Origin of the sequence: Streptomyces sp. NPDC058371 (assembly GCF_042723265.1) — a bacterium.
Classification (GTDB): Bacteria; Actinomycetota; Actinomycetes; order Streptomycetales; family Streptomycetaceae; genus Streptomyces.
On record NZ_JBHXJC010000014.1, the window covers coordinates 89887 to 111816 of the forward strand.

The following is a 21930-nucleotide window of genomic DNA, read 5'->3' on the forward strand; positions in this document are numbered from 1 at the left end:
CCGACGGCTCACCCCTGGCGGGCGGTGTCCCGCAGCGCGTCGAGCAGCGTGCGCAGGGCGGGCTGGGACGGAGCCGTCTCGCGTACGGCGGCGTAGATGGCGCGTACCGGCTCGGGGCCCCGCACCTCGCGGATCACCACGTCCGGGTGGCGGGCGCCCAGTCCCAGCCGCGGGACGAGGCTGACACCGAGACCGGCCGCGACGAACCCCTGCGCGGTGACGTAGTCGCCGCTCTCCACCACGAAGCCGGGCCGGAACCCGGCCGCGGCGCATGCGTCGAGCTGCGCGTCCAGGCACGGCCCCGGCCACTCGCTGCCGACCCAGGGCTCCTGGGCCAGTTCGGCCAGGTCGAGCACCCGGCGCCGGGCGAGACGGTGCCCCTTGGGGAGCACCGCGCGGTACGGATCGTCAAGGAGATGCACCAGTCGTACCCCCTCGAGTTCCGTGCTCTCGGGCGCTCGCACCACCAGCGCCAGATCGGCCCGCCCCTCCTTCACGTCGGGCAGCGGATCCTCGGGGTCGATCAGCTTCAACTCGACACGCACCCGCGGGTGTTCGGCCCGCAGCCGGGCCACCGCCGGTGCCACCAGAGAAGCGCCCGCGGTGGTGAAGTAGCGGACCGTGAGCCGTCCGGTGCGCCCGGCGCGCAGATCGGCCAGCGCGGTCTCGGCCTCGGCGACCTGCCGGCCGATGGCGTCCGCGTACTCGGCGACCAGCAGCCCGGCCGCCGTGGGCCGCACACCCCGGCCGACCCGCTCCAGCAGCGCCGTACCGGCCTGTTTCTCCAGTGCGGTGATCTGCTGGCTGACGGCGGAGGGCGTGTAACCGAGGTCGGCCGCCGCCGCGGTCACCGAACCGCTGCTCACCACTGCCCGCAGGACCTGCATGCGCCGTACATCAAGCATGCAGCACAGCTTAACAGTGCATGCAGGACTCTTCACTTGTCCTCACACGTTCCGTCCGGGACCGTGGGCGCATGCCTTCCCACCTGGCCTCGTCCCTCCGCATGGGCCTGCTCGCGCTGCTCTGGGGCTCCGGCTTCCTCTGGATCAAGCTGGCCCTGAACCACGGCCTGTCGCCCGCCCAGATCGCGGTCGCCCGCTGCGCGCTGGGCACCGCCGTCCTGCTGGTCCTCGCCCGGGGAGGCGGCGCGCGGCTCCCCCGCTCACGGGCCACGTGGGGCCACCTCGTGGTGGCCGCCCTCTTCTGCAACGCCGTCCCCTTCGCCCTCTTCGCCGTCGGCGAGCAGACGGTGGACTCCGGCGTGGCGGGCGTCCTCAACGCCACAACTCCCCTGTGGTCCCTGCTGATCGGCATCCTCCTGGGCACGGACCGCGGCCTCTCCCCGCGCCGCCTGACCGGCCTGCTGCTCGGCTTCGCGGGGACGCTGCTGATCTTCGCGCCCTGGCAGCGCTCGGGGCTGCTGAGCTGGGGTGCCGTGGCGCTGCTGGCCGCCGCGATGAGCTACGCCGTGGCCTTCGCCTACATGGGCCGCCATCTCACGGACCGGGGTGCGCCGATGGCCGTCTCGGCGGCCCAGCTCCTGACCGCCACGGCCTGGACCACCCTCGCCCTCCCCGTCACCGGCGCCGGCCCGCTGCGCGCCGACCTGACGGCCGTCCTCGCGGTGGCCGCCCTCGGCATCCTCGGCACGGGCATCACGTTCTACCTCAATTACCGTCTGATCGCCGACGAGGGCCCCACCAGCGCGGCCACCGTCGGCTATCTCCTCCCGGTGGTCTCGGTCGCCCTGGGCGCGGTGGTGCTCCACGAGGAGATCGGCCCGCGGGTCGTCGCGGGCATGGCGGTGGTCCTGGCCGGGGTGGCCCTGACCCGCACACGCACGCCCGCCACGGCGGACCGGTTGCGGGCCGGTGCCGCGCAGGAGGCTCACGCCCCGTAGAACAGTTCCTCCGCCACCGCCCGGGCCCGCCGCGTGGTCCGCCGGTACGCGTCCAGCATGTCCCCGACGTGGCCGGCCCCGTACCCCAAGTACCTTCCTACGGCGGCCAGTTCACGTCCGTCGGAGGGGAACGTGTCCCCCGCCCGGCCGCGTACCAGCATCACCGCGTTGCGGACCCGGGTGGCGAGCACCCACGCCTCGTCCAGGGTCTCCGCGTCCTCCGCGGACAGCAGCCCCGCGGCGCAGGCCGCCGCGAGCGCGCCGCGTGTGCGGGTCGTCCGCAGCCCCGGCTCGGCCCACCCGTGCTGGAGCTGCAGCAGCTGGACGGTCCACTCCACGTCGGACAGTCCGCCACGGCCCAGCTTGGTGTGGAGGGTCGGGTCGGCGCCGCGCGGCATCCGCTCGGTCTCCATCCGGGCCTTGAGGCGGCGGATCTCCCGCACGGCGTCGTCCCCGAGCCCCTCCGCCGGATACCGCAGCGGATCGACCAGTTCGATGAAACGGCGCCCCAAGTCCTCGTCGCCTGCGACGTGTTCGGCTCGCAGCAGGGCCTGCGACTCCCAGACCAGGGACCAGCGGCGGTAGTAGGCCGTGTACGAGTTCAACGTCCGTACCAGCGGCCCGGACTTGCCCTCGGGACGCAGGTCCGCGTCGATGAGCAGCGGCGGGTCCGCGCTGGGGATCTGCAGCAGCCGCCGCATCTCGGAGACCACGGCGTTCGCGGCGCGCGAGGCCTCCTGTTCGGCGACACCCTCCCGCGGCTCGTGCACGAACAGCACGTCCGCGTCGGAGCCGTAACCCAGTTCGTGTCCCCCGAAACGGCCCATCCCGATCACGGCGAACCGGGTGGGCAGCGTCTCCCCCCACCCGTCGCGCACCACGGCCCGCAGGGTGCCCGCGAGGGTTGCGGCGGTGAGGTCCGAGATCGCGCCGCCGACCCGGTCCACAAGCGCGCCCTGGTCGGCCACGACCGGGGTCTCCTCGGTGCCGTAGGAGGCGACGATGTCGGCGGCGGCGGTGCGGAACAGCTCGCGTCGGCGCACCCCGCGGGCGGCGGTGACCGCCTGCTCGCCGTTGGCGGCCCGGCCGACCGCGGCGAGGATCTCCTGCTCCAGGTGGGCGTGGGAGCGCGGTTCGAGGCCGCCGCCGACCCCGTCGCCCAGCAGCGCCACCGCTTCCGGGGCGCGCATCAGCAGATCGGGCGCGAGCCGGCCGGCGGACAGCACGCGTGCCAGGTTCTCGGCGGCGGCCCCCTCGTCCCGCAACAGCCGCAGATACCAGGGGGTCTTGCCCAACGCGTCCGACACCTTGCGGAAGTTGAGCAGCCCGGCGTCCGGTTCCGCGGAGTCGGCGAACCAGCCCAGCAGCACGGGCAGCAGGGTCCGCTGGATCGCCGCCTTGCGGGTGACCCCGGAGGCCAGCGCCTCCAGATGGCGCAGCGCCGCGGCGGGATCGGCGTACCCGAGCGCGACCAGCCGCTCCCGTGCCGCTCCGGGGCTCAACCGGGTCTCGCCGGGGGCGAGTTGGGCGACGGCGTCGAGCAGCGGCCGGTAGAAGAGCTTCTCGTGCAGCCGCCGTACGACGGAGGCGTGCCGCTTCCATTCGCGGTTCAGCTCGGTCACCGGGTCGGTGCGCAGCCCGAGCGAGCGCCCGATGCGCCGCAGATCGGCATCGTCCTCGGGCACCAGGTGGGTGCGGCGCAGCCGGTAGAGCTGTATGCGGTGCTCCATGGACCGCAGGAAGCGGTACGCCTCGTCGAGCTGCACCGCGTCGACGCGTCCCACGTATCCGCCCGCCGCCAGCGCCTTCAGCGCGTCGAGGGTGGTCCCGCTGCGCAGCGAGGTATCGGCCCTGCCGTGCACCAACTGCAGGAGCTGTACGGCGAATTCGACATCGCGCAGACCGCCGGGTCCGAGCTTGAGCTCGCGCTCGATCTCGGTGGCGGGGATGTTCTCCACGACTCTGCGGCGCATCTTCTGCACGTCGGGCACGAAGTTCTCGCGCTCGGCGGCGTGCCAGACGAGGGGGGCGAGGGTGGCGACGTACTCCTCGCCGAGTCCGAGGTCGCCGGCCACCGGCCGGGCCTTGAGCAGCGCCTGGAACTCCCAGGTCTTGGCCCACCGCTGGTAGTAGGCGAGATGGCTGCTCAGCGTGCGGACGAGGGGGCCGTTGCGCCCCTCCGGCCGCAGATTGGCGTCGACGGGCCAGATGCTGCCCTCGACGGTCGTCTCGGAGCAGATCCGCATCATGTGCGCGGCGAGCCGGCTCGCGGCCTGGATCGCCTTGCCCTCGTCGGCTCCCTCCACGGCCTCGCCCACGAAGATCACGTCGACGTCGGACACGTAATTGAGCTCGTGGCCACCGCACTTGCCCATCGCGATGACCGCGAGGCGGCACAGTGCGGCGTCGTCGGGAGCGGCCGCATGGGCCACGGCGAGCGCGGCGCGCAGGGTCGCCGTCGCGAGGTCGGCGAGCTCGGCGGCGGTCTCGGCCACGTCCGTGGTGCCGCACACGTCACGGGCGGCGATGGACAGCAGACACCGTCGGTAGGCGACCCGCAGCGCGACGGGGTCGGTCGCCTCCGCGAGACCGCGCTCGAACTCCTCCACCCCGGGATGGAGGTCCTGCGGCTCGTACGTCACGAGCGCCTGCCAGTCCCGCGGGTGGCGGGCGAGGTGGTCGGCGAGCGCGGTGGAGGCGCCGAGCACGCCGAGCAGCCGGTCCCGCAGCGGCTTCGCCGCGATCAGCGTGTCCAGCAGCTCCCGCTGCGCCGTGTGCCCGTCCTGCGCCTCGACGAGCCGTACCAGCCCGAGCAGCGCCAGATCCGGGTCGGCGGTGGCGCCCAGGGCGTCGAGCAGCACCGGATCGTCCCGTACGGGGCCCAGCTCGGCGCTGTCCAGCAGTCGCTCGGCGGCGGACGGATCGGTGAAACCGTGCCGCAGCAGCCGCGTGAAGGTACTGCTCCTGCGCCCCGGCGCCGTCATCCTCGGCCTCCCGTCGGATCAAGGTCGTACGAGCCCGAGCCTAACCGCAGAGACCCGGTGAGCGCCGGGGCGGGCGGCCGCGACCGGAACCGGTGAGTCACGCCGGTGTGCGAGGTCCGCCTTCCGCGGGGACCATGTCGTATCAGGAGGAGTTCCATGTCCGGCACCCACCCGCAGACGGGCCTCGACGAGCGCTACGGCGACCCCGGCCTCCTGGCCACCGGCGCTTGCCCTTGCCTTTGCCCTGACCCCGGCCCTGGCCCTGGCCCTGGCTCTCCTGGCTGTCGACGGCAGGGGTACCCGCTCAGCGATGCCGCGAGTGGGGGAGCTTCGAGGTCCGGGACGACGGGGCGTTCGAGGCGGGCGGCGGGCCCCCTTCCGCATATGCGGTGGGCCCTCTTTCGCGTATGCGGTGGCGCCGCGGGCCGCGTTCGGCTTCGGTAAGGGGAGCCGTTCGGCCGGACGCGGTGGCGGTTCGCCCGACGCGGGACCGGCCGCCGGCCGACGCATGACCTACGTGCCACCGACGTACGACGAAGGGACGCACCCCGTGGACATGACCCTCGAAGTGATCGTGCTGCCGGTCTCCGACGTGGACCGGGCCAAGGAGTTCTACGAGGACAGGGTCGGCTTCCACGTCGACCTGGACGGCGAGGTGATGCCGGGGGTGCGGATCGTGCAGCTGACGCCGCCCGGATCCGGGTGTTCCATCGCGCTCGTCGACGGGCTGGAGATCCCGACGGGGACGCCGCGGCCGGGGACGTACCACGGACTGCAACTGGTCGTCGCGGACGCCAAGGCGGCGTACGAGGAGCTGACGGCCCGCGGTCTCGACGTCAGCGAGCCGCAGGTGTTCTCGCCGCAGGACGGCGCCACGTTCATGTACTTCAAGGACCCGGACGGGAACGGCTGGGCGATCCAGGAGTACCGGCAGCGGGACACCAAGCCGCTGCACCTGCTGCTCAGTGAACTGGCGGGCCGGCAACAGTAGTTCACCGGCTTTTCATCCCTCGGGTTGAGGGATGTGCCGCGCGGGAATGTTGGCGTGTGCATGCTCTGTCCGCACCCGTCCTCGTCCCCCCACTCCGGAGGTCCGCAGTGTCCGGCAGAAACGTGTACCACCGCAGTCGTGCCCTGGTGGCATCCGCCCTGGCCTTCGCCGCCGCGGCGGCCGGACTGTGGACCGGGTTCGGCGGCTCGTCCCCGGCGCGAGCCGCGGCCGCGGTCCCGACCCCGGACCACGTCGTCGTCGTGGTCTTCGAGAACCACGCCTACAGCCAGGTGATCGGCTCCTCCAGCGCCCCGTACATCAACTCGCTGAAGACCGGAGGCGCCAGCCTCTCCCAGTCGTACGCCGAGACGCACCCGAGCCAGCCCAACTACTTCGCCCTGTTCTCCGGCTCCACCCAGGGCATCACCGACGACAGCTGCTACACGCCCGGCTTCTCCTCCGCCCCGAACCTCGCCTCCGAGCTGATCGCGGCGGGCAAGTCCTGGGCGAGCTACAACGAGACGCTGCCCAGCCAGGGCTCCACGACGTGCAGCAGCGGCGACTACGCCCGCAAGCACAACCCGTGGTTCGGCTTCAGCAACGTACCGACGTCCAGCGCCAGGACCTTCACGCAGTTCCCCACGGACTACGCGACGCTTCCGCAGGTCTCCTTCGCCGTGCCGAACCTGTGCAGCGACATGCACGACTGCTCGGTGTCCACCGGTGACACCTGGCTGAAGAACAAGCTGGGTGCGTACGCGACCTGGGCCAAGACCCACAACAGTCTCCTCGTCGTCACCTTCGACGAGGACAACCGGCTCAGCGGCAACCGGATCCCGACGGTGCTGTACGGCCAGCAGGTGACCGCGGGCTCCTCGTCCTCGACCACCTACAACCACTACGACCTGCTGCGCACCCTGGAGGACATGCACGGCCTCCCGCACGCGGGGAACGCCGCCTCCGCCAAGGACATCACCGGCATCTGGACGTCCTGAGGTGTACGTGGCGGACAGCCGAGCCGGCTCCCCGGCGACGGCGTCCGCGGACGGCGCCGCCCGGCCCCGAGCCGGGCGGCGCCGTGCCGCGGTCGCACCGACGGTCCTGGCGCTCGGCACGGTCAGCCTGATCACCGACGTCTCCTCGGAGATGGTGACGGCGGTGCTGCCCCTGTACCTGGTGGCGGGCCTCGGCCTGTCGCCGCTGGGCTTCGGGCTCCTCGACGGGATCTACAACGGGTTCTCGGCGCTGGTGCGGCTGGCCGGCGGTCACCTCGCCGACCGCGGGGGCGGCCGTCACAAGTGGGTCGCGGGCTTCGGCTACGGCCTGTCGGCGGCCTGCAAGCCCCTGCTCCTGATGGCTCAGACCCTCACCCCCATCGGCCTGATCCTCGCCGCCGACCGCACCGGCAAGGGCCTGCGCACGGCCCCGCGCGACGCCCTGATCTCCCTGTCGAGCACGCCCGAGACGCGGGGGCGCTCCTTCGGTGTGCACCGGGCCATGGACACGGCGGGCGCGCTCATCGGTCCGCTGGTCGCGTTCCTGATCCTCCGGGCGACGGTGGACGGGTACGACGCGGTGTTCATGGTGAGCTTCTGCGTGGCGGTGGCGGGTGTCCTGGTGCTGGTGCTGTTCGTGCCCGGGGCGGTGACCGGTCCCCGGCAGAGCAAGGTGGGCGCCACTTCCCCCAGCCGGGATGCAGCCCCCCGCACGCCCCTGCCCAGCCTCCGCGCGGCTCTCGCCCTGCTGCACCGGCGCGACCTGCGCCGGATCACCGTCTGCGCCCTCCTTCTCGGCCTCGCGACGGTCAGCGACTCCTTCGTCTATCTGCTGCTCCAGCGGCGCCTCGGCGTGCCGGACCGCTGGTTCGCCCTGCTCCCCGTCGGCACGGCGGCCGCGTTCCTCCTCCTCGCCGTCCCGCTGGGGCGGCTCGCGGACCGGGTCGGCCGTCGGCAGGTGTTCCTCGCGGGCCACGGCGCCCTGCTCCTGGCGTACGTCCTGCTGCTCTCCTCCTGGCACGGGAGCGCGCTGCCGTACGCGGTCCTGCTCCTGCACGGCGGCTTCTACGCGGCGACGGACGGCGTGCTGATGGCCGCCGCGTCGGACAGCGTGCCCGCGGAGCTGCGTTCGTCGGGGCTGGCCCTGGTGCAGACGGGCCAGGCGCTGGCCCGGTTCGTCTGCTCGCTGGGCTTCGGGGCGGCCTGGACGGCGTGGGGCGACCGTACGGCGCTGACCGCGTCGGCCGTGGCGCTCGCCGGCTGCGCGCTGTTCGCACTCCGTCTCTGTCCGACCGCACCGCCCTCGGAGGGCACCGTATGACCCTGCGCTCCCGCATCCTGGTCCTGATCGCGGCCCTCGTCGTCCTGGCCGGCGTCGCCACCGCCTCCGTGCTGCACGCCTCGGCCCGCGCCGACCGCCGCGACCGGGCCCGGCCGGGCGGCCCGACGATCACCGCGGGTCCGGTCGCGCTGACCGGTGACGCCGGCCGTCTGGTGTTCCGGAACATGGCGTGGGGCCCGCACCGGGACGAGCTGACGACGGTCCCGGCGTCGGATCCGTCGGGCCCGCGCACCGCGTCGAAGGTCAAGTGCCTGCGCTTCTACGCGGCTTCGGGCACCGGGGTCTGCCTCCAGGCGGTGCACGGCGCCGTCCAGGACACCTACCGGGCGATCCTGCTCGACGCGCACCTGCGCGAGACGGCCCGCTACGACGTCCCCGGCATCCCGTCCCGCGCCCGCGTCTCCCCCACCGGCCGGTACGCCGCCTGGACGGCGTTCGTGGGCGGCGACTCGTACGCGGGCACGAACTTCTCCACCCGCGCGGCGATCGTCGACACCCGCACGGGGAAACTGACCTCTTCCCTGGAGGCGTTCCGCATCGTCAAGGACGGCAGGACGTACCGCGCGGCGGACGTGAACTTCTGGGGCGTCACGTTCGCGGACGACGACCGCACCTTCTACGCGACGCTGGCGACGAAGGGCTCGACCTATCTGGTCCGGGGCGACCTCCGGGCCCGTACGGTCACCACCGTGCGCTCGAACGTCGAATGCCCGTCACTCTCCCCCGACGGCACGCGCATCGCCTTCAAGAAACGCGTCAAGGGCCTCTCCAAGGACGCCCCTTGGCGCCTCTACACCCTGGACCTGCGCACCCTGCGGGAGACCCCGCTCGCCGAGCCCCGCAGCGTCGACGACCAGGCCGTCTGGCGCGACGACCACACCCTGGTCTACGCCCTCCCCGGCGACTACGGCGCCGACCTCTACACGGTCCCGTCCGACGGCACGGGAAAGCCGCGGCGCATCAGCACCGCGGCCGTGTCTCCCGCGTATGTGAACTAGTGCCGCATCAGGCAACGTTCGCGCTGCCGGAGGCCCTGCCCGCCGACGGCTTCGGCCGCTGACGATAATCGACCGATGAGTGCCATCGAACGCCCGTTGCCGCCCCTGAACACCGACGAGCGCACCGTGCTCGAAAGCTGGCTTGACTTTCACCGCGCCACGCTCGCCATGAAGTGCGAGGGCCTGGACGATGAGCAGGCCGCCGTCGCGTCCGTGCCGCCGTCCGGCTTCACAATGACCGGCCTCGTCCAGCACATGGCGGAGGTGGAGCGGAACTGGTTCCGCCGAGTGTTCGCGGGAGAACAGGCCCTGCCCATCTACGATCCGCAGGCCGACCCGGCTGCGTCCGACGGCGGCTTCGAACTGGCCGAGGACGCCACACTGCACGACGCCCTCGCCACCTGGCACGCGGAGATCGCCCGCGCCCGCGAGCTCTGCGCCGACCGTGCTCTGACCGACACGGGCCGCTTCATGGAGCAGGACGTCAACCTCCGCTGGATCTACGTCCACATGATCGAGGAGTACGCCCGCCACAACGGACACGCCGACCTGCTCCGGGAACGCATCGACGGCACCACGGGTGTATGACGCCAGATCAGGCCGCGTTCGCCCTGGTCGAGCACCTCTACGCGATCGCCGACGCCGAGGTCATACCCGAGGACGGCGAGCCTGAAGTCAGCTTCAAGATGCCGGAGGGCTGCAAGATCGACGTCTCCGCCTCAGAAATTGCTGAGGCCTCCCCCGCCACGGGGACGCCGTCGGCGAAGTGACCCGTGGCCGCACAGCCGAGAGGGCCCACGGTCGACGACCGCGGGCCCTCTCGCAGAAGACGGAAGTGACAGCTCTGACCTGCCCCTACAGCACCGGCAGGTTCTTCCGCAGCTCGAACGCCGTGACCTCGCTGCGGTACTCCTCCCACTCCGACTTCTTGTTGCGCAGGAAGAAGTCGAAGACGTGCTCGCCGAGGGTCTCGGCGACCAGTTCGCTGCGTTCCATGAGAGTCAGCGCCTCGCCGAGGTTCTGCGGCAGGGGCTCGATGCCCATCGCGCGGCGCTCGGCGTCGCGGAGGGCCCAGACGTCGTCGTCGGCGCCGGGCGGCAGCTCGTAGCCCTCTTCGATGCCCTTGAGGCCGGCGGCGAGAAGAAGGGCGTAGGCCAGGTAAGGGTTCGCGCCCGAGTCGAGGGAGCGGACCTCCACGCGCGCGGAGCCGGTCTTGCCGGGCTTGTACATCGGGACGCGGACCAGGGCGGAGCGGTTGTTGTGGCCCCAGCAGATGTACGAGGGGGCCTCGCCGCCGGCGCCCGCGGTGCGCTCGGAGCCGCCCCAGATGCGCTTGTAGGAGTTGACCCACTGGTTGGTGACGGCCGAGATCTCCGCGGCGTGCTTCAGCAGGCCCGCGATGAAGGAGCGGCCGACCTTGGAGAGCTGGTACTCCGAGCCGGACTCGTAGAACGCGTTGCGGTCGCCCTCGAAGAGGGAGAGGTGGGTATGCATCCCGGAGCCCGGGTGCTCCGAGAACGGCTTCGGCATGAAGGTCGCCTGGACCCCCTGCTCCAGCGCCACCTGCTTCATGACCAGGCGGAACGTCATGATGTTGTCGGCCGTGGAGAGCGCGTCGGCGTAGCGGAGGTCGATCTCCTGCTGGCCGGGCGCGCCCTCGTGGTGGGAGAACTCGACCGAGATGCCCATCGACTCCAGCATGGTGATCGCCTGGCGGCGGAAGTCCATGCCGACGTTCTGCGGGGTGTGGTCGAAGTAGCCGGAGTTGTCGGCGGGCGTGGGCCGCGAGCCGTCCAGCGGGCGGTCCTTCAGCAGGAAGAACTCGATCTCCGGGTGGGTGTAGAAGGTGAAGCCCAGGTCCGAGGTCTTGGCGAGGGCGCGCTTGAGGACGTAGCGCGGGTCCGCGAAGGAAGGGGACCCGTCCGGCATGAGGATGTCGCAGAACATACGGGCGGTGCCGGGAGCCTCCGCACGCCACGGCAGGACCTGGAAGGTCGACGGATCGGGCTTGGCGATCATGTCGGACTCGTACACCCGGGCGAAGCCCTCGATGGCCGAGCCGTCGAACCCGATGCCCTCGTCGAAGGCCTGTTCCAGCTCGGCCGGGGCCACGGCCACCGACTTGAGGAAGCCGAGTACGTCCGTGAACCACAGGCGTACGAACCGGATGTCCCGCTCCTCCAGTGTCCGGAGCACGAACTCCTGCTGCTTGTCCATCTTCCGCTTCCACCCATCCTTGCTGGTCAGGCCGCCTGCTCCCACGCCTCGGGGACGGTCGGGGCACCTGAGCATCCCACCACAACACCATTTCGTGCGCGTTGCGGACCATGATCGGCCGGGCGGCCACGGTCTGAACGCCTCACGTACGGCAGGTGTCCTGCTCTGCTGCCCATAGTGCCTGCTCACCCGGGTCCGGCGATACCGAGGAGCGGGGTCGACTCGGACCCGGTGACAACCGTGCCCGGCCGCCTTCGGACATTCCTGTGGCCTCCCTGCATACCCCGCCCCCGTTCCCACTACGATCAGCGGACCCGACCGTCCCGCCCGTCCCACCTGATGAAGGACTCGCCATGGGTGCCGCCAAGAACACCAGCAATGCCTCGCGCAAGGCGCGTATAGAGGAGCTGCGCCGCGCCGAGCGTTCCCGCGAGCGCCGCAACCGGATCCTCACGATCACCGCGAGCGTGGTGGTCGTCGCGGGTCTGGTGGCCGGCGGGGCCTACATCGTCACCTCGCAGTCGGACAAGGACAGCTCGGCGAGCGACTCGAAGGGCTCGGCGGGCCACTTCGTCACCGGCAAGGACGGCGTGAAGACCTGGAAGGGCACGCTGGGCCGCACCCATGTCACCAAGACCGTGAAGTACCCGATGGAGCCCCCGGTCGGCGGTGACCACAACCAGGTCTGGATGAACTGCAACGGCGACGTCTACACGAAGTCGGTCAACAACATGAACGCCGTGCACTCGCTGGAGCACGGCGCGGTCTGGGTGACGTACAACAGCAAGGCGTCGGACGCCGACGTCAAGGCGCTCGCGGCGAAGGTCAAGAAGACCCCGTACACGCTGATGAGCCCCGTCGCGGACCAGAAGGACCCGATCATGCTCAGCGCCTGGGGCAAGCAGCGCACGGTGAAGAGCGCGAGCGACCCGGACGTCGACGCCTTCTTCGCGTCGTACGTCCAGGGCAAGCAGACGCCGGAGCCGGGCGCCGCCTGCACCAACGGTCTGTCGCAGTGAGCCGGATGCGCCAGACGGGCTGGATCGCCGGGACGGCCGCGGCGGCGCTCGTGGCGGCCGGCGCGATCACGTACGCGGTCGCCGACGGCGGTGACTCGGGCACGCGCACGCCCACCGCCGACTCGGCGGACGCGGGCTTCGCGCGGGACATGTCGGTCCACCACCAGCAGGCCGTCGAGATGTCGTACATCGTGCGCGACCGCACGAAGGACGAAGAGGTACGGCGGCTCGCGTACGACATCGCGCAGACGCAGGCCAACCAGCGCGGCATGCTGCTGGGCTGGCTCGATCTGTGGGAGCTGCCGAAGGTGTCGGCGGACCCGCCCATGACGTGGATGGACATGGGCGGCATGGCGTCCGGCAAGGACGGCGCGCTGATGCCGGGCATGGCGACCGACACGCAGCTGAAGAAGCTGAACACGCTCAGCGGCAAGCCGGCCGAAGTCCTCTATCTGCAGCTGATGACGGCCCACCACCAGGGCGGAATCCACATGGCCGAGGGCTGTGCCGAGAAGTGCAAGGTCGGCGTGGAGCGCCGGCTCGCGCAGGGCATGGTGGACTCCCAGCAGTCGGAGATCGACCTCATGGCGGGCCTGCTCAAGGAGCGGGGCGCGAAGGCGCTGGACTGACCCGTCCGGGGCTGCGACGCACCCCCGGACGGGAAAAAGGAACCGCAGCACCCCCCGGCCGGGAAAAAGGAACCCTCGCACCCCCCGGCCGCGAAAAGGGAACCCTCGCACCGCAGACCGAGGGATATCCCTATGACCTGCGCCGGGGATTGCCTCCATACCGGCCCAAAGGGCGGCCAATCAGACCCACTTGAGGTTTCCTTGGCCTTTTCATTCCCCTGGCATGAACGGTTCATCGCGAGAGTGACCCCAGCGTGATCCACTCCCCGTGCCCGGACATCGCACGGGGTCTACGCGGATCACGGACCGACCACTACATGCGAAGAATCGCATCGCAGGGGGTTCTATGAGATCCAACCGCGCCACCGCGCGCGCCGGAGTGAGCCTGGCAGCAACACTGCCGCTCCTCGCCGGCGCGCTGGCGCTCGGCATACCCGCGGCCCATGCCGCGGACGGCCCGGGCCGCGACACCCTCACGGGCACCAAGCCCGCGTGGGCGACGGCCACGGCGGACAAGGGGGCCACGTCCGACAGCTCCCAGGTCTCCGCCCGGGTCTACCTCGCCGGCCGGGACGCCTCCGGTCTGGCCGCGTACGCCAAGGCCGTGTCCGACCCGGACTCGGCCTCGTACGGGAAGTACCTCAGCGCCAAGCAGACGCAGCAGCGTTTCGGCGCGACCAAGGCGCAGGTAGCCGCGGTCACCTCGTGGCTGAAGTCGGCGGGCCTGAAGGTCACCGGCACCACGCAGCACTACGTCTCCGTGACGGGTGATGTGGCCGCCGCCGAGAAGGCGTTCGGCACGCAGCTGCACAACTACACCAAGGGCAAGAAGACCTACCGGGCGCCGTCGAAGACGGCTTCCGCGCCGGCCGCCCTGGACGGTGCCGTCCTGACCGTCACCGGCCTGGACAGCGCCCCGCACAAGGCGTCGCACCAGGATCAACTGCCGCCGCCGGACGCGGTGTTCCGCAACTCCGGGCCGTTCTCCTCGTACTACGGCTCCAAGACCGCGAGCTCCCTGCCGTCCGCGTACGGCAAGAAGATCCCGTATGCGGTCAAGGGCTACACGGGCAAGCAGCTGCGCGCCGCCTACGGTGCGGGCAAGGGCACCGGCAAGGGGGTGCGGGTCGCCATCACCGACGCGTACGCCTCGCCGACCATCGCCTACGACGCGGCCACCTACGCGAAGAAGCACGGTGACGCCAAGTACAGCAGCGGCCAGCTGCGTCAGGTGCTGCCCGCGGAGTACACGAAGACCGAGGAGTGCGGGGCCGCCGGCTGGTACGGCGAGGAGACCCTCGACGTCGAGGCCGTGCACGCGGTCGCGCCCGCGGCGAACATCACGTACGTGGGTGCCGCCTCCTGCTACGACGACGATTTCCTCGACACGCTCGGCAAGATCGTCGACGGGCACCTCGCGGACATCGTCTCCAACTCGTGGGGCGACATCGAGGCCAACCAGACCCCGGACCTCGCGGCCGCCTACGACCAGGTCTTCCAGTTCGGCGCGGTCGAGGGCATCGGCTTCTACTTCTCCTCCGGCGACAACGGCGACGAGGTCGCCAACACCGGTACGAAGCAGGTCGACACCCCGGCCAACTCGGCCTGGGTGACGGCGGTCGGCGGTACCTCGCTGGCGGTCGGCAAGAACGACAAGTACCAGTTCGAGACCGGCTGGGGCACCGAGAAGGCGTCGCTGTCCGCGGACGGCAAGAGCTGGACGGACTTCCCGGGCGCGTACACCTCGGGCGCGGGCGGCGGCACCAGCAAGACCGTGGCGGAGCCCTTCTACCAGAAGGGTGTCGTCCCGGACGCGCTCGCCACGGCCAACAGCGCCGCCGGCAACCGTGTCGTCCCGGACATCGCGGCGATCGCCGACCCCAACACCGGTTTCAAGGTCGGCCAGACGCAGACCTTCCCGGACGGGTCGCAGAAGTACGACGAGTACCGGATCGGCGGCACCTCGCTCGCCGCGCCGGTGATCGCGGGTGTCCAGGCCCTGGCCCAGGAGGCGCGCGGCGGCAAGCCGATCGGCTTCGCCAACCCGTCGATCTACGCGAAGTACGGCTCGAAGGTGTACCACGACGTGACGGACACCCCGACGGGCTCCGAACTCGCCGTGGCGCGCATTGACTTCGCCAACGGCATCGACGCGACGGACGGTCTGCTGACCTCCGTCCGCAGCCTCGGCAAGGACAGCTCGCTGAAGGCCGTGAAGGGCTACGACGACGTCACCGGAGTGGGCTCGCCCGCCGCCGGTTACATCTCCTCGTACCGCCGCCACTGACGGTCACGCATCACCGCGTCATCACTGCGCCCGCCCTTCGTCGAAGGGCGGGCGCACGTGCGTCCGCCCCTCGCCGGTCGCGTCTTCCGTGGCGCCGCTGGAGAGCAGCGCGTCCGCGACGTCCTCGGGGCGGTCGAGCATCACGAGGTGACCGGAGGGCGCGACCACACGGAAGGCGGCGCCCAGGTACGCGGCCAGCGCCCGCTGCCGCCCCAGCCACCGCGGCGAGCCGGCCGCGAGGACCGCGACCGGGACGTCCGGAAGCGGGAAGTCCCTGCGCAGCGCGGCCAGTTCGACGGCCTCGTCGGCGTAGGTGGCGTTCTCGGCGAGGACGGCACGCAGCGAACGACTCGTGCCGTAGGTGCGGCGCACCAGGGCGTACGGGGCCGGGTCGCCGGGGGTACGGCGGGGGCGGGGGCGGCCCTCCGGGGGCCGGTGGGTGAGGCCGTCGGGTCCGTCGCCGTCGCCGGGGGGTCGGCCGGTGAAACGGAGCCGGTCTCGATCCTCCGGGGGCCGATGCGTGAGGTCGGGGCCGTCGCCGTCACCCGGAGGTCGGCGGGTGGTGCTGGGGCGGTCGTGGTCCTCCGGGGGCCGGTGTGCGGGAGGGGGCGGGGCGGGGGCGCTCGGGGTGCGGCCGGCACGTACGGCGGCGCGGCGCAGGAGGGGGCCGAGGGCGTACGGGATGCCCGCCGCGCTCAGGATCGTGCCGCACGCACGCGTGGCGGCGTTCCGCGCCGACCGTGCCCTACGAGGACGCGGTTCCTCCTCCACGCCGGCGTCGAGGAGGACGAGCCCGGCCGTACGGGTGGGGAAGAGCCGCGCGAAGGCCTCGGCATGGAAGCCCGCCAGCGAGTGTCCCGCCACGGTCACCGGGCCGCCGAAGCCGAGCGCGTCCAGGACGTGCGCGATGCGCCGCGCCTCCCCGTCCAGCGTGGGCCACGCGCGCGGGGGGCCGCTGAGTCCGAGCCCGGGCCGGTCGAAGCGCACGACCGTGCGGTGCGGGGCGAGCAACGGCACGACGAGGTCCCAGTCGAACCAGCACATCCCGAGGCCGGGGCTCAGGACGCAGACCGGCCCGCTGCCGTCCACCCGCACGTGGTGGGGCACACCGTCGATGCGGACGAACGTCATCGCGGCGCCTGCGCCGTGCGGACGCCGGCCCGGGCCGGCACCGGCGCTCCGGCCCGGGCGACCGAGACCGCCAGCACCCCCAGCCATACGGCGATGAGCCCCACCTGAAGGCGCTGGGCGATGCCGAGGGACCAGTCGCCGTGCACTTCGTCCAGTACGGCGACGGCGGCCAGGGTCCAGACGGTGGCGGCCAGTTCGAGGACGACCAGGGCGGGGCCGATGCGGGCCAGGAGCGACCCGGGGGCGGCGCGGCGGGCCGTGTGCGTGAGGGTCAGCATGGCGAGCAGCACTCCGCAGACGGCGACCGCGCTGCTGGTCGCGTGCGCCGTGTGGGTCACCGGGACCAGGCCCGCGTGCTCACGTTCCGCGCAGCGGGAGTTGACGGTCGGCGCGCAGCTCAGCGGCAGCCGCGAGTCCACCGCGGTGGCCGTCCCGAACAGCACGAGCGCCCCCCAGCCCGCGGTCCCCCACCGGCCGCGGGCCGGCAGCCGCAGCAGCGCCCACAGGCCGCCGGCCCACAGGAGGACCCCGGCAACCAGGTCGGTCGTGCGGAACAGCAGGCCGTACGGCTGGTCCTGCGCGGCCAGTTCGCTGACGTAGGTACGCGCCGGTGCGAGACGGGTGGAGAGCACCGCCTCCAGGACCCATGCGGTGTACGCGAGTATCCCGACGGCGACCAGCAGGGCGACGGCGCGGCGGTCACGGAGGGTGCGGGGCGGCGTCGTCATGGGCTCCATGATCGACGCGGGGGCCACCGCCCGCATGTCGTCGATACCCGGTGGGGGTAAGGTGCGGGGATGACGACGACCGGCCGGCCACGTGACGCGCTCCACGCGCGCGTGCCGTACGGGCGGCTGCTGCTGTTCGCCGCGCTGCTCCTCGGGATCGTGACGATGCACACCCTGGGGCACCCGTCCGGGCACGGCCCGGACAGCGAGCGGGGGGCGGCCGCTGTCTCGTACGCCGCCGACACCGCGCACGCCGCGGGAATGGCTTCGGGAGCGGGACGCCAGGCCGAGCGCCCGGCTTCGGGTGCGGGACATCGGGCCGAGCAGGGTGTCTCAGCCGCCGGGGACCCCGCCAAGCCGCCGGCTTCGGGTGCGGGACATCGGACCGGGGTCATGGACGATGTCGAGACCGTGGCTCCCGGGATGCCACCGATGCAGGGCATGGACCCGCTGGCCGTCTGTCTGGCCGTGCTCGGGGGCTTCACCCTGCTCCTGCTGCTCGCGGTGGCGTGGAGCGGCCGCCCGTGGGCGGACGCCGTCCGTCCACCGGTGCTCGCGCGGCTCCTGCGCACGCTGCGGCCCGCGCCTCCCCCACCGCGAACTCTCCTCGCCCGTCTGTCGGTGCTGCGCATCTAGGGCCTGTCCGGTGGATCTTGCGGTTCCGTCCCCACGGTGCCCGGAAACCGGGCTGAGCGGGGTGTGGTGCGTGCAGCTGCAAGGCGGAGGAGGGAGCCATGGCGGAGCCATGACGACCGACGACAACGCCGCAGATGTGCGTGCCACACCCCGCGACCTACCGCCCGATCCGCCGGACAGGCCCTAGGGCCGCGCCCCGGCTGCGTGGGCTGCTCGCGCGGGGGTGGGAACCTCCGGGCGTCGAGCGGTGTACCAGAAGCAGCGGACGCGCCAGTTGGTCGTACACACACCAATCGACGAGGTGTCACTCAGTCATGCGCAATTCCACGCGTCGCACCGTGCTCGGTGCATCGATCGCCGTCGCCGGGACGGGAATTCTGGCCGCCTGCTCGGGTTCCGGCCACTCGGGTCATGGAGGAAGCGGAGGAGAGGAAGGAAGCGGTGGGACCGGCAGCGGCTCCGGCAGCGCCCCGAAGGGGTATGTCGACCCGGCCGGCCCGGAAGTCGCCGCCGCCGAGAAGCAGCGCGGCTCCGGCCCGGTCCGCGCGGTGCGGCTCACCGCTGCCGCGACCTCCCTCGACCTCGGCGGTCGTACGGTCAGGTCCTGGGCGTACGGCGGCGAGCTGCCCGGCAAGGAGGTCCGCGTCACGGCCGGCGACACCCTGGCGCTCACCCTCGCCAACCACCTCCCGCAGCCCACGTCCCTGCACTGGCACGGCCTCGCGCTGCGCAACGACATGGACGGCGTGCCGGACCTCACCCAGCGTGCCGTCCGGCCGGGCGGGGACTTCACCTACCGCTTCGCGGTGCCGCATCCGGGGACGTACTGGTTCCATCCCCACTCCGGCACCCAGCAGGACCGCGGGCTCTACGCCCCGCTGATCGTGGAGGACCCCAAGGAGCCCTTGTCGTACGACAAGGAGTGGGTGGTCGTCCTCGACGACTGGGTCGACGGGGTGGACGGGTCCACGCCGGACGCGGTGCTCAACGGGTTGCGCGGGGGCATGGGCGGAGGCATGGACATGGGCGACAGCGGGGGCAGCGAGGCGGGTGGCGCCGACGGCGGGCACTCCGGGCACGACATGTCCTCCATGTCACTGCGGGGCCAGGAGTCACCCCCGGCCGGCCCCTCCCGGATGCTGATGGGCTCCAGCAGCGACCTGCTGGGCGGCGACGCGGGCGACGTCGCCTACCCGTACTACCTGGTCAACGGGCGTACGGCGACGGATCCTTCGGTCTTCCGCGCGCGCCCCGGGGACCGGATCCGGATCCGGTTGGTGAACGCGGGCAGTGACACGGCCTTCCGGGTGGCCCTCGGCGGTCACGAGATGACGGTGACGCACACGGACGGCTTCCCTGTCCGGCACGCCGCCACGGACGCCCTGCTGCTGGGCATGGGCGAGCGGTACGACGTGCTGGTCACGGTCAAGGACGGCGTCTTCCCGCTGACCGCCCTGGCCGAGGGCAAGAAGGCGTCGGCCCTCGCGCTGCTCCGGACCGGCGGCGGATCGGCGCCCTCCGCCGGTGTACGGCCCAAGGAGCTCGACGGGCGGCTGCTGACGGCCGACAAGCTGACGGCGGACGAGTCCGTGGCGCTTCCCCGGAAGAAGCCGGACCGCACGGTGACGTTGCAGCTCACCGGCGGGATGGAGAAGTACGACTGGGCCTTCGACAAGAAGCCCTACCGCGCGGACCAGCGCCATCCGGTGCGGGCCGGGGAGCGGGTGCGGCTGGTGTTCGCCAACTCCACGAGCATGTGGCATCCCGTTCATCTGCACGGGCACACCTTCGCCCTGGCGAACGTCGCGGGCGGTCCGCGCAAGGACACCGCCCTCGTGCTGCCGAACGGGACGCTGACGGTGGATTTCGACGCGGACAATCCGGGGCTGTGGATGATCCACTGCCACAACGTGTACCACGCGGAGGCGGGGATGATGACGGTGCTCGGGTACCGGAGTTGAGCGCGTGACGGCGCCGGTGGGGACGGAAGAAGCGGCCCGCTCGGGCCCGTAAGGGGCCGTGCGGGCGGGTGGGGCGTTTCCTCGTGGGGCGTCCCACCCCCCATTGTGTCGCTCTGACGATTACACTGGTCCCGTGCCTCAACTACGCCTCGCCTTGAATCAGATCGACTCGACCGTCGGCGATCTCGCCGCGAACGCCGAGGCGATCCTCCGTTGGACCCGGCACTCCGCCGAGCAGGGAGCGCATCTGGTGGCGTTCCCCGAGATGGTGCTGACCGGCTATCCCGTCGAGGACCTGGCCCTCAGGTCGTCCTTCGTGGAGGCCTCCCGGACGGCGCTGCGCGCGCTGGCCGCACGGCTGGACGACGAGGGCTTCGGAGAGCTGCCGGTGATCGTCGGCTACCTCGACCGGTCCGAGACCGCCCAGCCGAAGTACGGCCAGCCGGCCGGCGCCCCGCGGAACGCCGCTGCCGTGCTGCACGGCGGTGAGGTGGTCCTCACCTTCGCCAAGCACCACCTGCCGAACTACGGCGTCTTCGACGAGTTCCGGTACTTCGTGCCGGGCGACACCATGCCGGTCGTGCGGGTGCGCGGGGTCGATGTGGCCCTGGCCATCTGCGAGGACCTCTGGCAGGACGGCGGCCGTGTGCCGGCCGCCCGCTCCGCCGGTGCCGGTCTGCTGATCTCCGTCAACGCCTCGCCGTACGAGCGCAACAAGGACGACACCCGGCTGGAGCTGGTCCGCAAGCGGGCGCAGGAAGCCGGGTGCACCACCGCGTATCTCGCCATGATCGGCGGGCAGGACGAGCTCGTCTTCGACGGCGACTCGATCGTGGTCGACCGGGACGGTGAAGTCGTCGCGCGGGCACCGCAGTTCGAGGAGGGGTGCGTCGTACTGGACCTGGATCTGCCGGCCGCGGCCGCCGAGCCGGTGGTCGGGGTCGTGGACGACGGGCTGCGGATCGACCGGTTGGTGATCTCCGAGGAGCCGCTGCCCGCGTACGAGCCGGAACTGACCGGTGGGTACGCGGAGCGCCTCGAGGACGACGAGGAGGTCTACTCCGCGCTGGTGGTCGGGCTGCGGGCGTACGTGGCGAAGAACGGCTTCCGGTCCGTGCTGATCGGGTTGTCGGGCGGGATCGACTCGGCACTGGTGGCCGCGATCGCGTGTGACGCGCTCGGTGCGCGGAACGTGTACGGGGTGTCGATGCCCTCCAAGTACTCGTCCGACCACTCCAGGGGGGACGCGGCGGAGCTGGCCCGGCGTACCGGGCTGAACTTCCGGACCGTGCCGATCGAGCCGATGTTCGACGCGTATATGGGGTCGCTGGGGCTGACTGGGCTGGCCGAGGAGAACCTGCAGTCGCGGCTGCGGGGTACGACGCTGATGGCCCTCTCCAACCAGGAGGGGCACATCGTGCTGGCGCCGGGGAACAAGTCCGAGCTGGCGGTGGGGTATTCGACGCTGTACGGCGACTCGGTGGGGGCGTACGGGCCCATCAAGGACGTGTACAAGACGTCGGTCTTCCGGCTGGCCGAGTGGCGCAACCGGGCGGCGGCGGAGCGGGGGCAGACTCCGCCGATCCCGGAGAACTCCCTCACCAAGCCGCCGAGCGCGGAGCTGCGGCCCGGGCAGGTCGACACGGATTCGCTGCCCGACTATCCCGTGCTGGACGCGATTCTCGAGCGGTACGTGGACCGGGACGAGGGGGCCGACACCATCGTCGCGGCGGGGTTCGAGCGGGGGCTGGTCGTCAAGACGCTGCGGATGGTCGACACGGCGGAGTACAAGCGGCGGCAGTATCCGCCGGGTACGAAGATCTCCGCCAAGGGCTTCGGCAAGGACCGTCGCCTGCCGATCACCAACCAGTGGCGGGAGGACGCGGACGCCTGACCGGCGGGTCTGACGTTTGCTGGCGGGGGCGCCTTGAGCGGGGTCGGTTCGCTTTGTGCCGGTGGGTGTCGGTCGCCTGGTGCCGGTGGGTGGGTGATTCGCCGTCCGGCGGTGGGTGGTTCGCCGTCCGGTGGTGGGTGGGTCGGGTCCGTGCCGGTACATCCGCCCGTCGCCCTACCGGCTGTGCTGTCTTCTGGGGGCGCTCTGTTGCCCGC

General features: G+C 71.8%; 18 protein-coding genes. 13 read left to right on the top strand and 5 right to left on the bottom strand.

What is annotated here, in order from left to right:
• Positions 1 to 8: 8 nt before the first annotated feature.
• On the bottom strand, positions 9 to 905 hold the full coding sequence (locus ACFWM2_RS31830) for a LysR family transcriptional regulator (RefSeq protein ID WP_383287142.1): 897 nt from the start codon (positions 903 to 905) through the stop codon (positions 9 to 11).
• A 71-nt stretch (positions 906 to 976) separates the two neighbouring features.
• Between ACFWM2_RS31830 and ACFWM2_RS31835 the strand changes: the two genes are divergently transcribed.
• A complete protein-coding gene (locus ACFWM2_RS31835) occupies positions 977 to 1903 on the top strand; it encodes a DMT family transporter (protein ID WP_383287144.1) in 927 nt (308 codons plus the stop codon).
• Here the strand turns inward: ACFWM2_RS31835 and ACFWM2_RS31840 are convergent.
• A complete protein-coding gene (locus ACFWM2_RS31840) occupies positions 1891 to 4887 on the bottom strand; it encodes a bifunctional [glutamine synthetase] adenylyltransferase/[glutamine synthetase]-adenylyl-L-tyrosine phosphorylase (RefSeq protein ID WP_383287146.1) in 2997 nt (998 codons plus the stop codon). The genes ACFWM2_RS31835 and ACFWM2_RS31840 overlap by 13 nt on opposite strands.
• Positions 4888 to 5437: 550 nt before the next feature.
• On the opposite strand from ACFWM2_RS31840, the gene ACFWM2_RS31845 reads away from it, so the two are divergent.
• The 6 genes from ACFWM2_RS31845 (at position 5438) to ACFWM2_RS31870 (ending at position 9983) form a co-directional block, all read left to right on the top strand.
• Positions 5438 to 5878: a VOC family protein gene (locus tag ACFWM2_RS31845; protein WP_383287428.1), complete on the top strand. Its 441-nt coding sequence runs from the start codon at positions 5438 to 5440 to the stop codon at positions 5876 to 5878.
• 107 nt (positions 5879 to 5985) lie between these two features.
• On the top strand, positions 5986 to 6873 hold the full coding sequence (locus ACFWM2_RS31850; RefSeq protein WP_383287148.1) for an alkaline phosphatase family protein: 888 nt from the start codon (positions 5986 to 5988) through the stop codon (positions 6871 to 6873).
• A 1-nt stretch (position 6874) separates the two neighbouring features.
• Positions 6875 to 8194 carry an MFS transporter gene (locus tag ACFWM2_RS31855; RefSeq protein ID WP_383287150.1) on the top strand — a complete coding sequence of 440 codons (1320 nt, stop codon included), beginning with the start codon at positions 6875 to 6877 and terminating at the stop codon, positions 8192 to 8194.
• Positions 8191 to 9213, top strand: a complete 1023-nt coding sequence (locus ACFWM2_RS31860) for a TolB family protein (RefSeq protein WP_383287152.1) — start codon at positions 8191 to 8193, stop codon at positions 9211 to 9213. Before ACFWM2_RS31855 ends, ACFWM2_RS31860 begins: the two co-directional genes overlap by 4 nt.
• A 75-nt stretch (positions 9214 to 9288) precedes the next feature.
• The gene (locus ACFWM2_RS31865) at positions 9289 to 9801 is read left to right on the top strand and encodes a DinB family protein (protein ID WP_383287154.1); all 513 of its coding nucleotides are present in this window, start codon (positions 9289 to 9291) and stop codon (positions 9799 to 9801) included.
• Entirely contained in the window at positions 9798 to 9983 is a 186-nt protein-coding gene (locus ACFWM2_RS31870) for a hypothetical protein (protein ID WP_383287442.1), read from the top strand. Before ACFWM2_RS31865 ends, ACFWM2_RS31870 begins: the two co-directional genes overlap by 4 nt.
• Positions 9984 to 10068: 85 nt before the next feature.
• Here ACFWM2_RS31870 and glnA read toward each other — a convergent pair whose 3' ends face one another.
• Complete coding sequence (gene glnA, locus ACFWM2_RS31875) at positions 10069 to 11430, bottom strand: type I glutamate--ammonia ligase (protein WP_383287156.1); 1362 nt, start codon at positions 11428 to 11430, stop codon at positions 10069 to 10071.
• Positions 11431 to 11783: 353 nt separating this feature from the next.
• On the opposite strand from glnA, the gene ACFWM2_RS31880 reads away from it, so the two are divergent.
• From ACFWM2_RS31880 to ACFWM2_RS31890, 3 genes are all read left to right on the top strand, one after another.
• The gene (locus ACFWM2_RS31880; protein WP_383287158.1) at positions 11784 to 12449 is read left to right on the top strand and encodes a DUF3105 domain-containing protein; all 666 of its coding nucleotides are present in this window, start codon (positions 11784 to 11786) and stop codon (positions 12447 to 12449) included.
• A 5-nt stretch (positions 12450 to 12454) separates the two neighbouring features.
• Complete coding sequence (locus ACFWM2_RS31885; protein ID WP_383287160.1) at positions 12455 to 13078, top strand: DUF305 domain-containing protein; 624 nt, start codon at positions 12455 to 12457, stop codon at positions 13076 to 13078.
• 346 nt (positions 13079 to 13424) lie between these two features.
• The gene (locus tag ACFWM2_RS31890; protein WP_383287162.1) at positions 13425 to 15365 is read left to right on the top strand and encodes a protease pro-enzyme activation domain-containing protein; all 1941 of its coding nucleotides are present in this window, start codon (positions 13425 to 13427) and stop codon (positions 15363 to 15365) included.
• A gap of 21 nt (positions 15366 to 15386) precedes the next feature.
• On the opposite strand, the gene ACFWM2_RS31895 is transcribed toward ACFWM2_RS31890, so the two are convergent.
• The gene (locus tag ACFWM2_RS31895) at positions 15387 to 16496 is read right to left on the bottom strand and encodes an alpha/beta fold hydrolase (protein WP_383287164.1); all 1110 of its coding nucleotides are present in this window, start codon (positions 16494 to 16496) and stop codon (positions 15387 to 15389) included.
• The gene (locus tag ACFWM2_RS31900) at positions 16493 to 17224 is read right to left on the bottom strand and encodes a DUF998 domain-containing protein (RefSeq protein ID WP_383287166.1); all 732 of its coding nucleotides are present in this window, start codon (positions 17222 to 17224) and stop codon (positions 16493 to 16495) included. The genes ACFWM2_RS31895 and ACFWM2_RS31900 overlap by 4 nt, the downstream gene beginning before the upstream one ends.
• A 69-nt stretch (positions 17225 to 17293) precedes the next feature.
• Between ACFWM2_RS31900 and ACFWM2_RS31905 the strand changes: the two genes are divergently transcribed.
• From ACFWM2_RS31905 to ACFWM2_RS31915, 3 genes are all read left to right on the top strand, one after another.
• Positions 17294 to 17860 (top strand): hypothetical protein, encoded by a 567-nt coding sequence (locus tag ACFWM2_RS31905; protein ID WP_383287168.1) that lies wholly within the window; start codon positions 17294 to 17296, stop codon positions 17858 to 17860.
• A gap of 314 nt (positions 17861 to 18174) precedes the next feature.
• Positions 18175 to 19821 carry a multicopper oxidase family protein gene (locus ACFWM2_RS31910; RefSeq protein WP_383287170.1) on the top strand — a complete coding sequence of 549 codons (1647 nt, stop codon included), beginning with the start codon at positions 18175 to 18177 and terminating at the stop codon, positions 19819 to 19821.
• A 133-nt stretch (positions 19822 to 19954) separates the two neighbouring features.
• Positions 19955 to 21715 (top strand): NAD+ synthase, encoded by a 1761-nt coding sequence (locus tag ACFWM2_RS31915; RefSeq protein ID WP_383287172.1) that lies wholly within the window; start codon positions 19955 to 19957, stop codon positions 21713 to 21715.
• Positions 21716 to 21930 lie beyond the last annotated feature (215 nt).

Bases quoted from the DNA above. Each gene is read 5' to 3' on its own strand.
- ACFWM2_RS31830 (WP_383287142.1), bottom strand. From the start codon at position 905: ATGCTTGATGTACGGCGCATGCAGGTCCTGCGGGCAGTGGTGAGCAGC.
- ACFWM2_RS31835 (WP_383287144.1), top strand. From the start codon at position 977: ATGCCTTCCCACCTGGCCTCGTCCCTCCGCATGGGCCTGCTCGCGCTG.
- ACFWM2_RS31840 (WP_383287146.1), bottom strand. From the start codon at position 4,887: ATGACGGCGCCGGGGCGCAGGAGCAGTACCTTCACGCGGCTGCTGCGG.
- ACFWM2_RS31860 (WP_383287152.1), top strand. From the start codon at position 8,191: ATGACCCTGCGCTCCCGCATCCTGGTCCTGATCGCGGCCCTCGTCGTC.
- ACFWM2_RS31865 (WP_383287154.1), top strand. From the start codon at position 9,289: ATGAGTGCCATCGAACGCCCGTTGCCGCCCCTGAACACCGACGAGCGC.
- ACFWM2_RS31870 (WP_383287442.1), top strand. From the start codon at position 9,798: ATGACGCCAGATCAGGCCGCGTTCGCCCTGGTCGAGCACCTCTACGCG.
- glnA (WP_383287156.1), bottom strand. From the start codon at position 11,430: ATGGACAAGCAGCAGGAGTTCGTGCTCCGGACACTGGAGGAGCGGGAC.
- ACFWM2_RS31880 (WP_383287158.1), top strand. From the start codon at position 11,784: ATGGGTGCCGCCAAGAACACCAGCAATGCCTCGCGCAAGGCGCGTATA.
- ACFWM2_RS31885 (WP_383287160.1), top strand. From the start codon at position 12,455: ATGCGCCAGACGGGCTGGATCGCCGGGACGGCCGCGGCGGCGCTCGTG.
- ACFWM2_RS31890 (WP_383287162.1), top strand. From the start codon at position 13,425: ATGAGATCCAACCGCGCCACCGCGCGCGCCGGAGTGAGCCTGGCAGCA.
- ACFWM2_RS31895 (WP_383287164.1), bottom strand. From the start codon at position 16,496: ATGACGTTCGTCCGCATCGACGGTGTGCCCCACCACGTGCGGGTGGAC.
- ACFWM2_RS31900 (WP_383287166.1), bottom strand. From the start codon at position 17,224: ATGACGACGCCGCCCCGCACCCTCCGTGACCGCCGCGCCGTCGCCCTG.
- ACFWM2_RS31905 (WP_383287168.1), top strand. From the start codon at position 17,294: ATGACGACGACCGGCCGGCCACGTGACGCGCTCCACGCGCGCGTGCCG.
- ACFWM2_RS31910 (WP_383287170.1), top strand. From the start codon at position 18,175: ATGCGCAATTCCACGCGTCGCACCGTGCTCGGTGCATCGATCGCCGTC.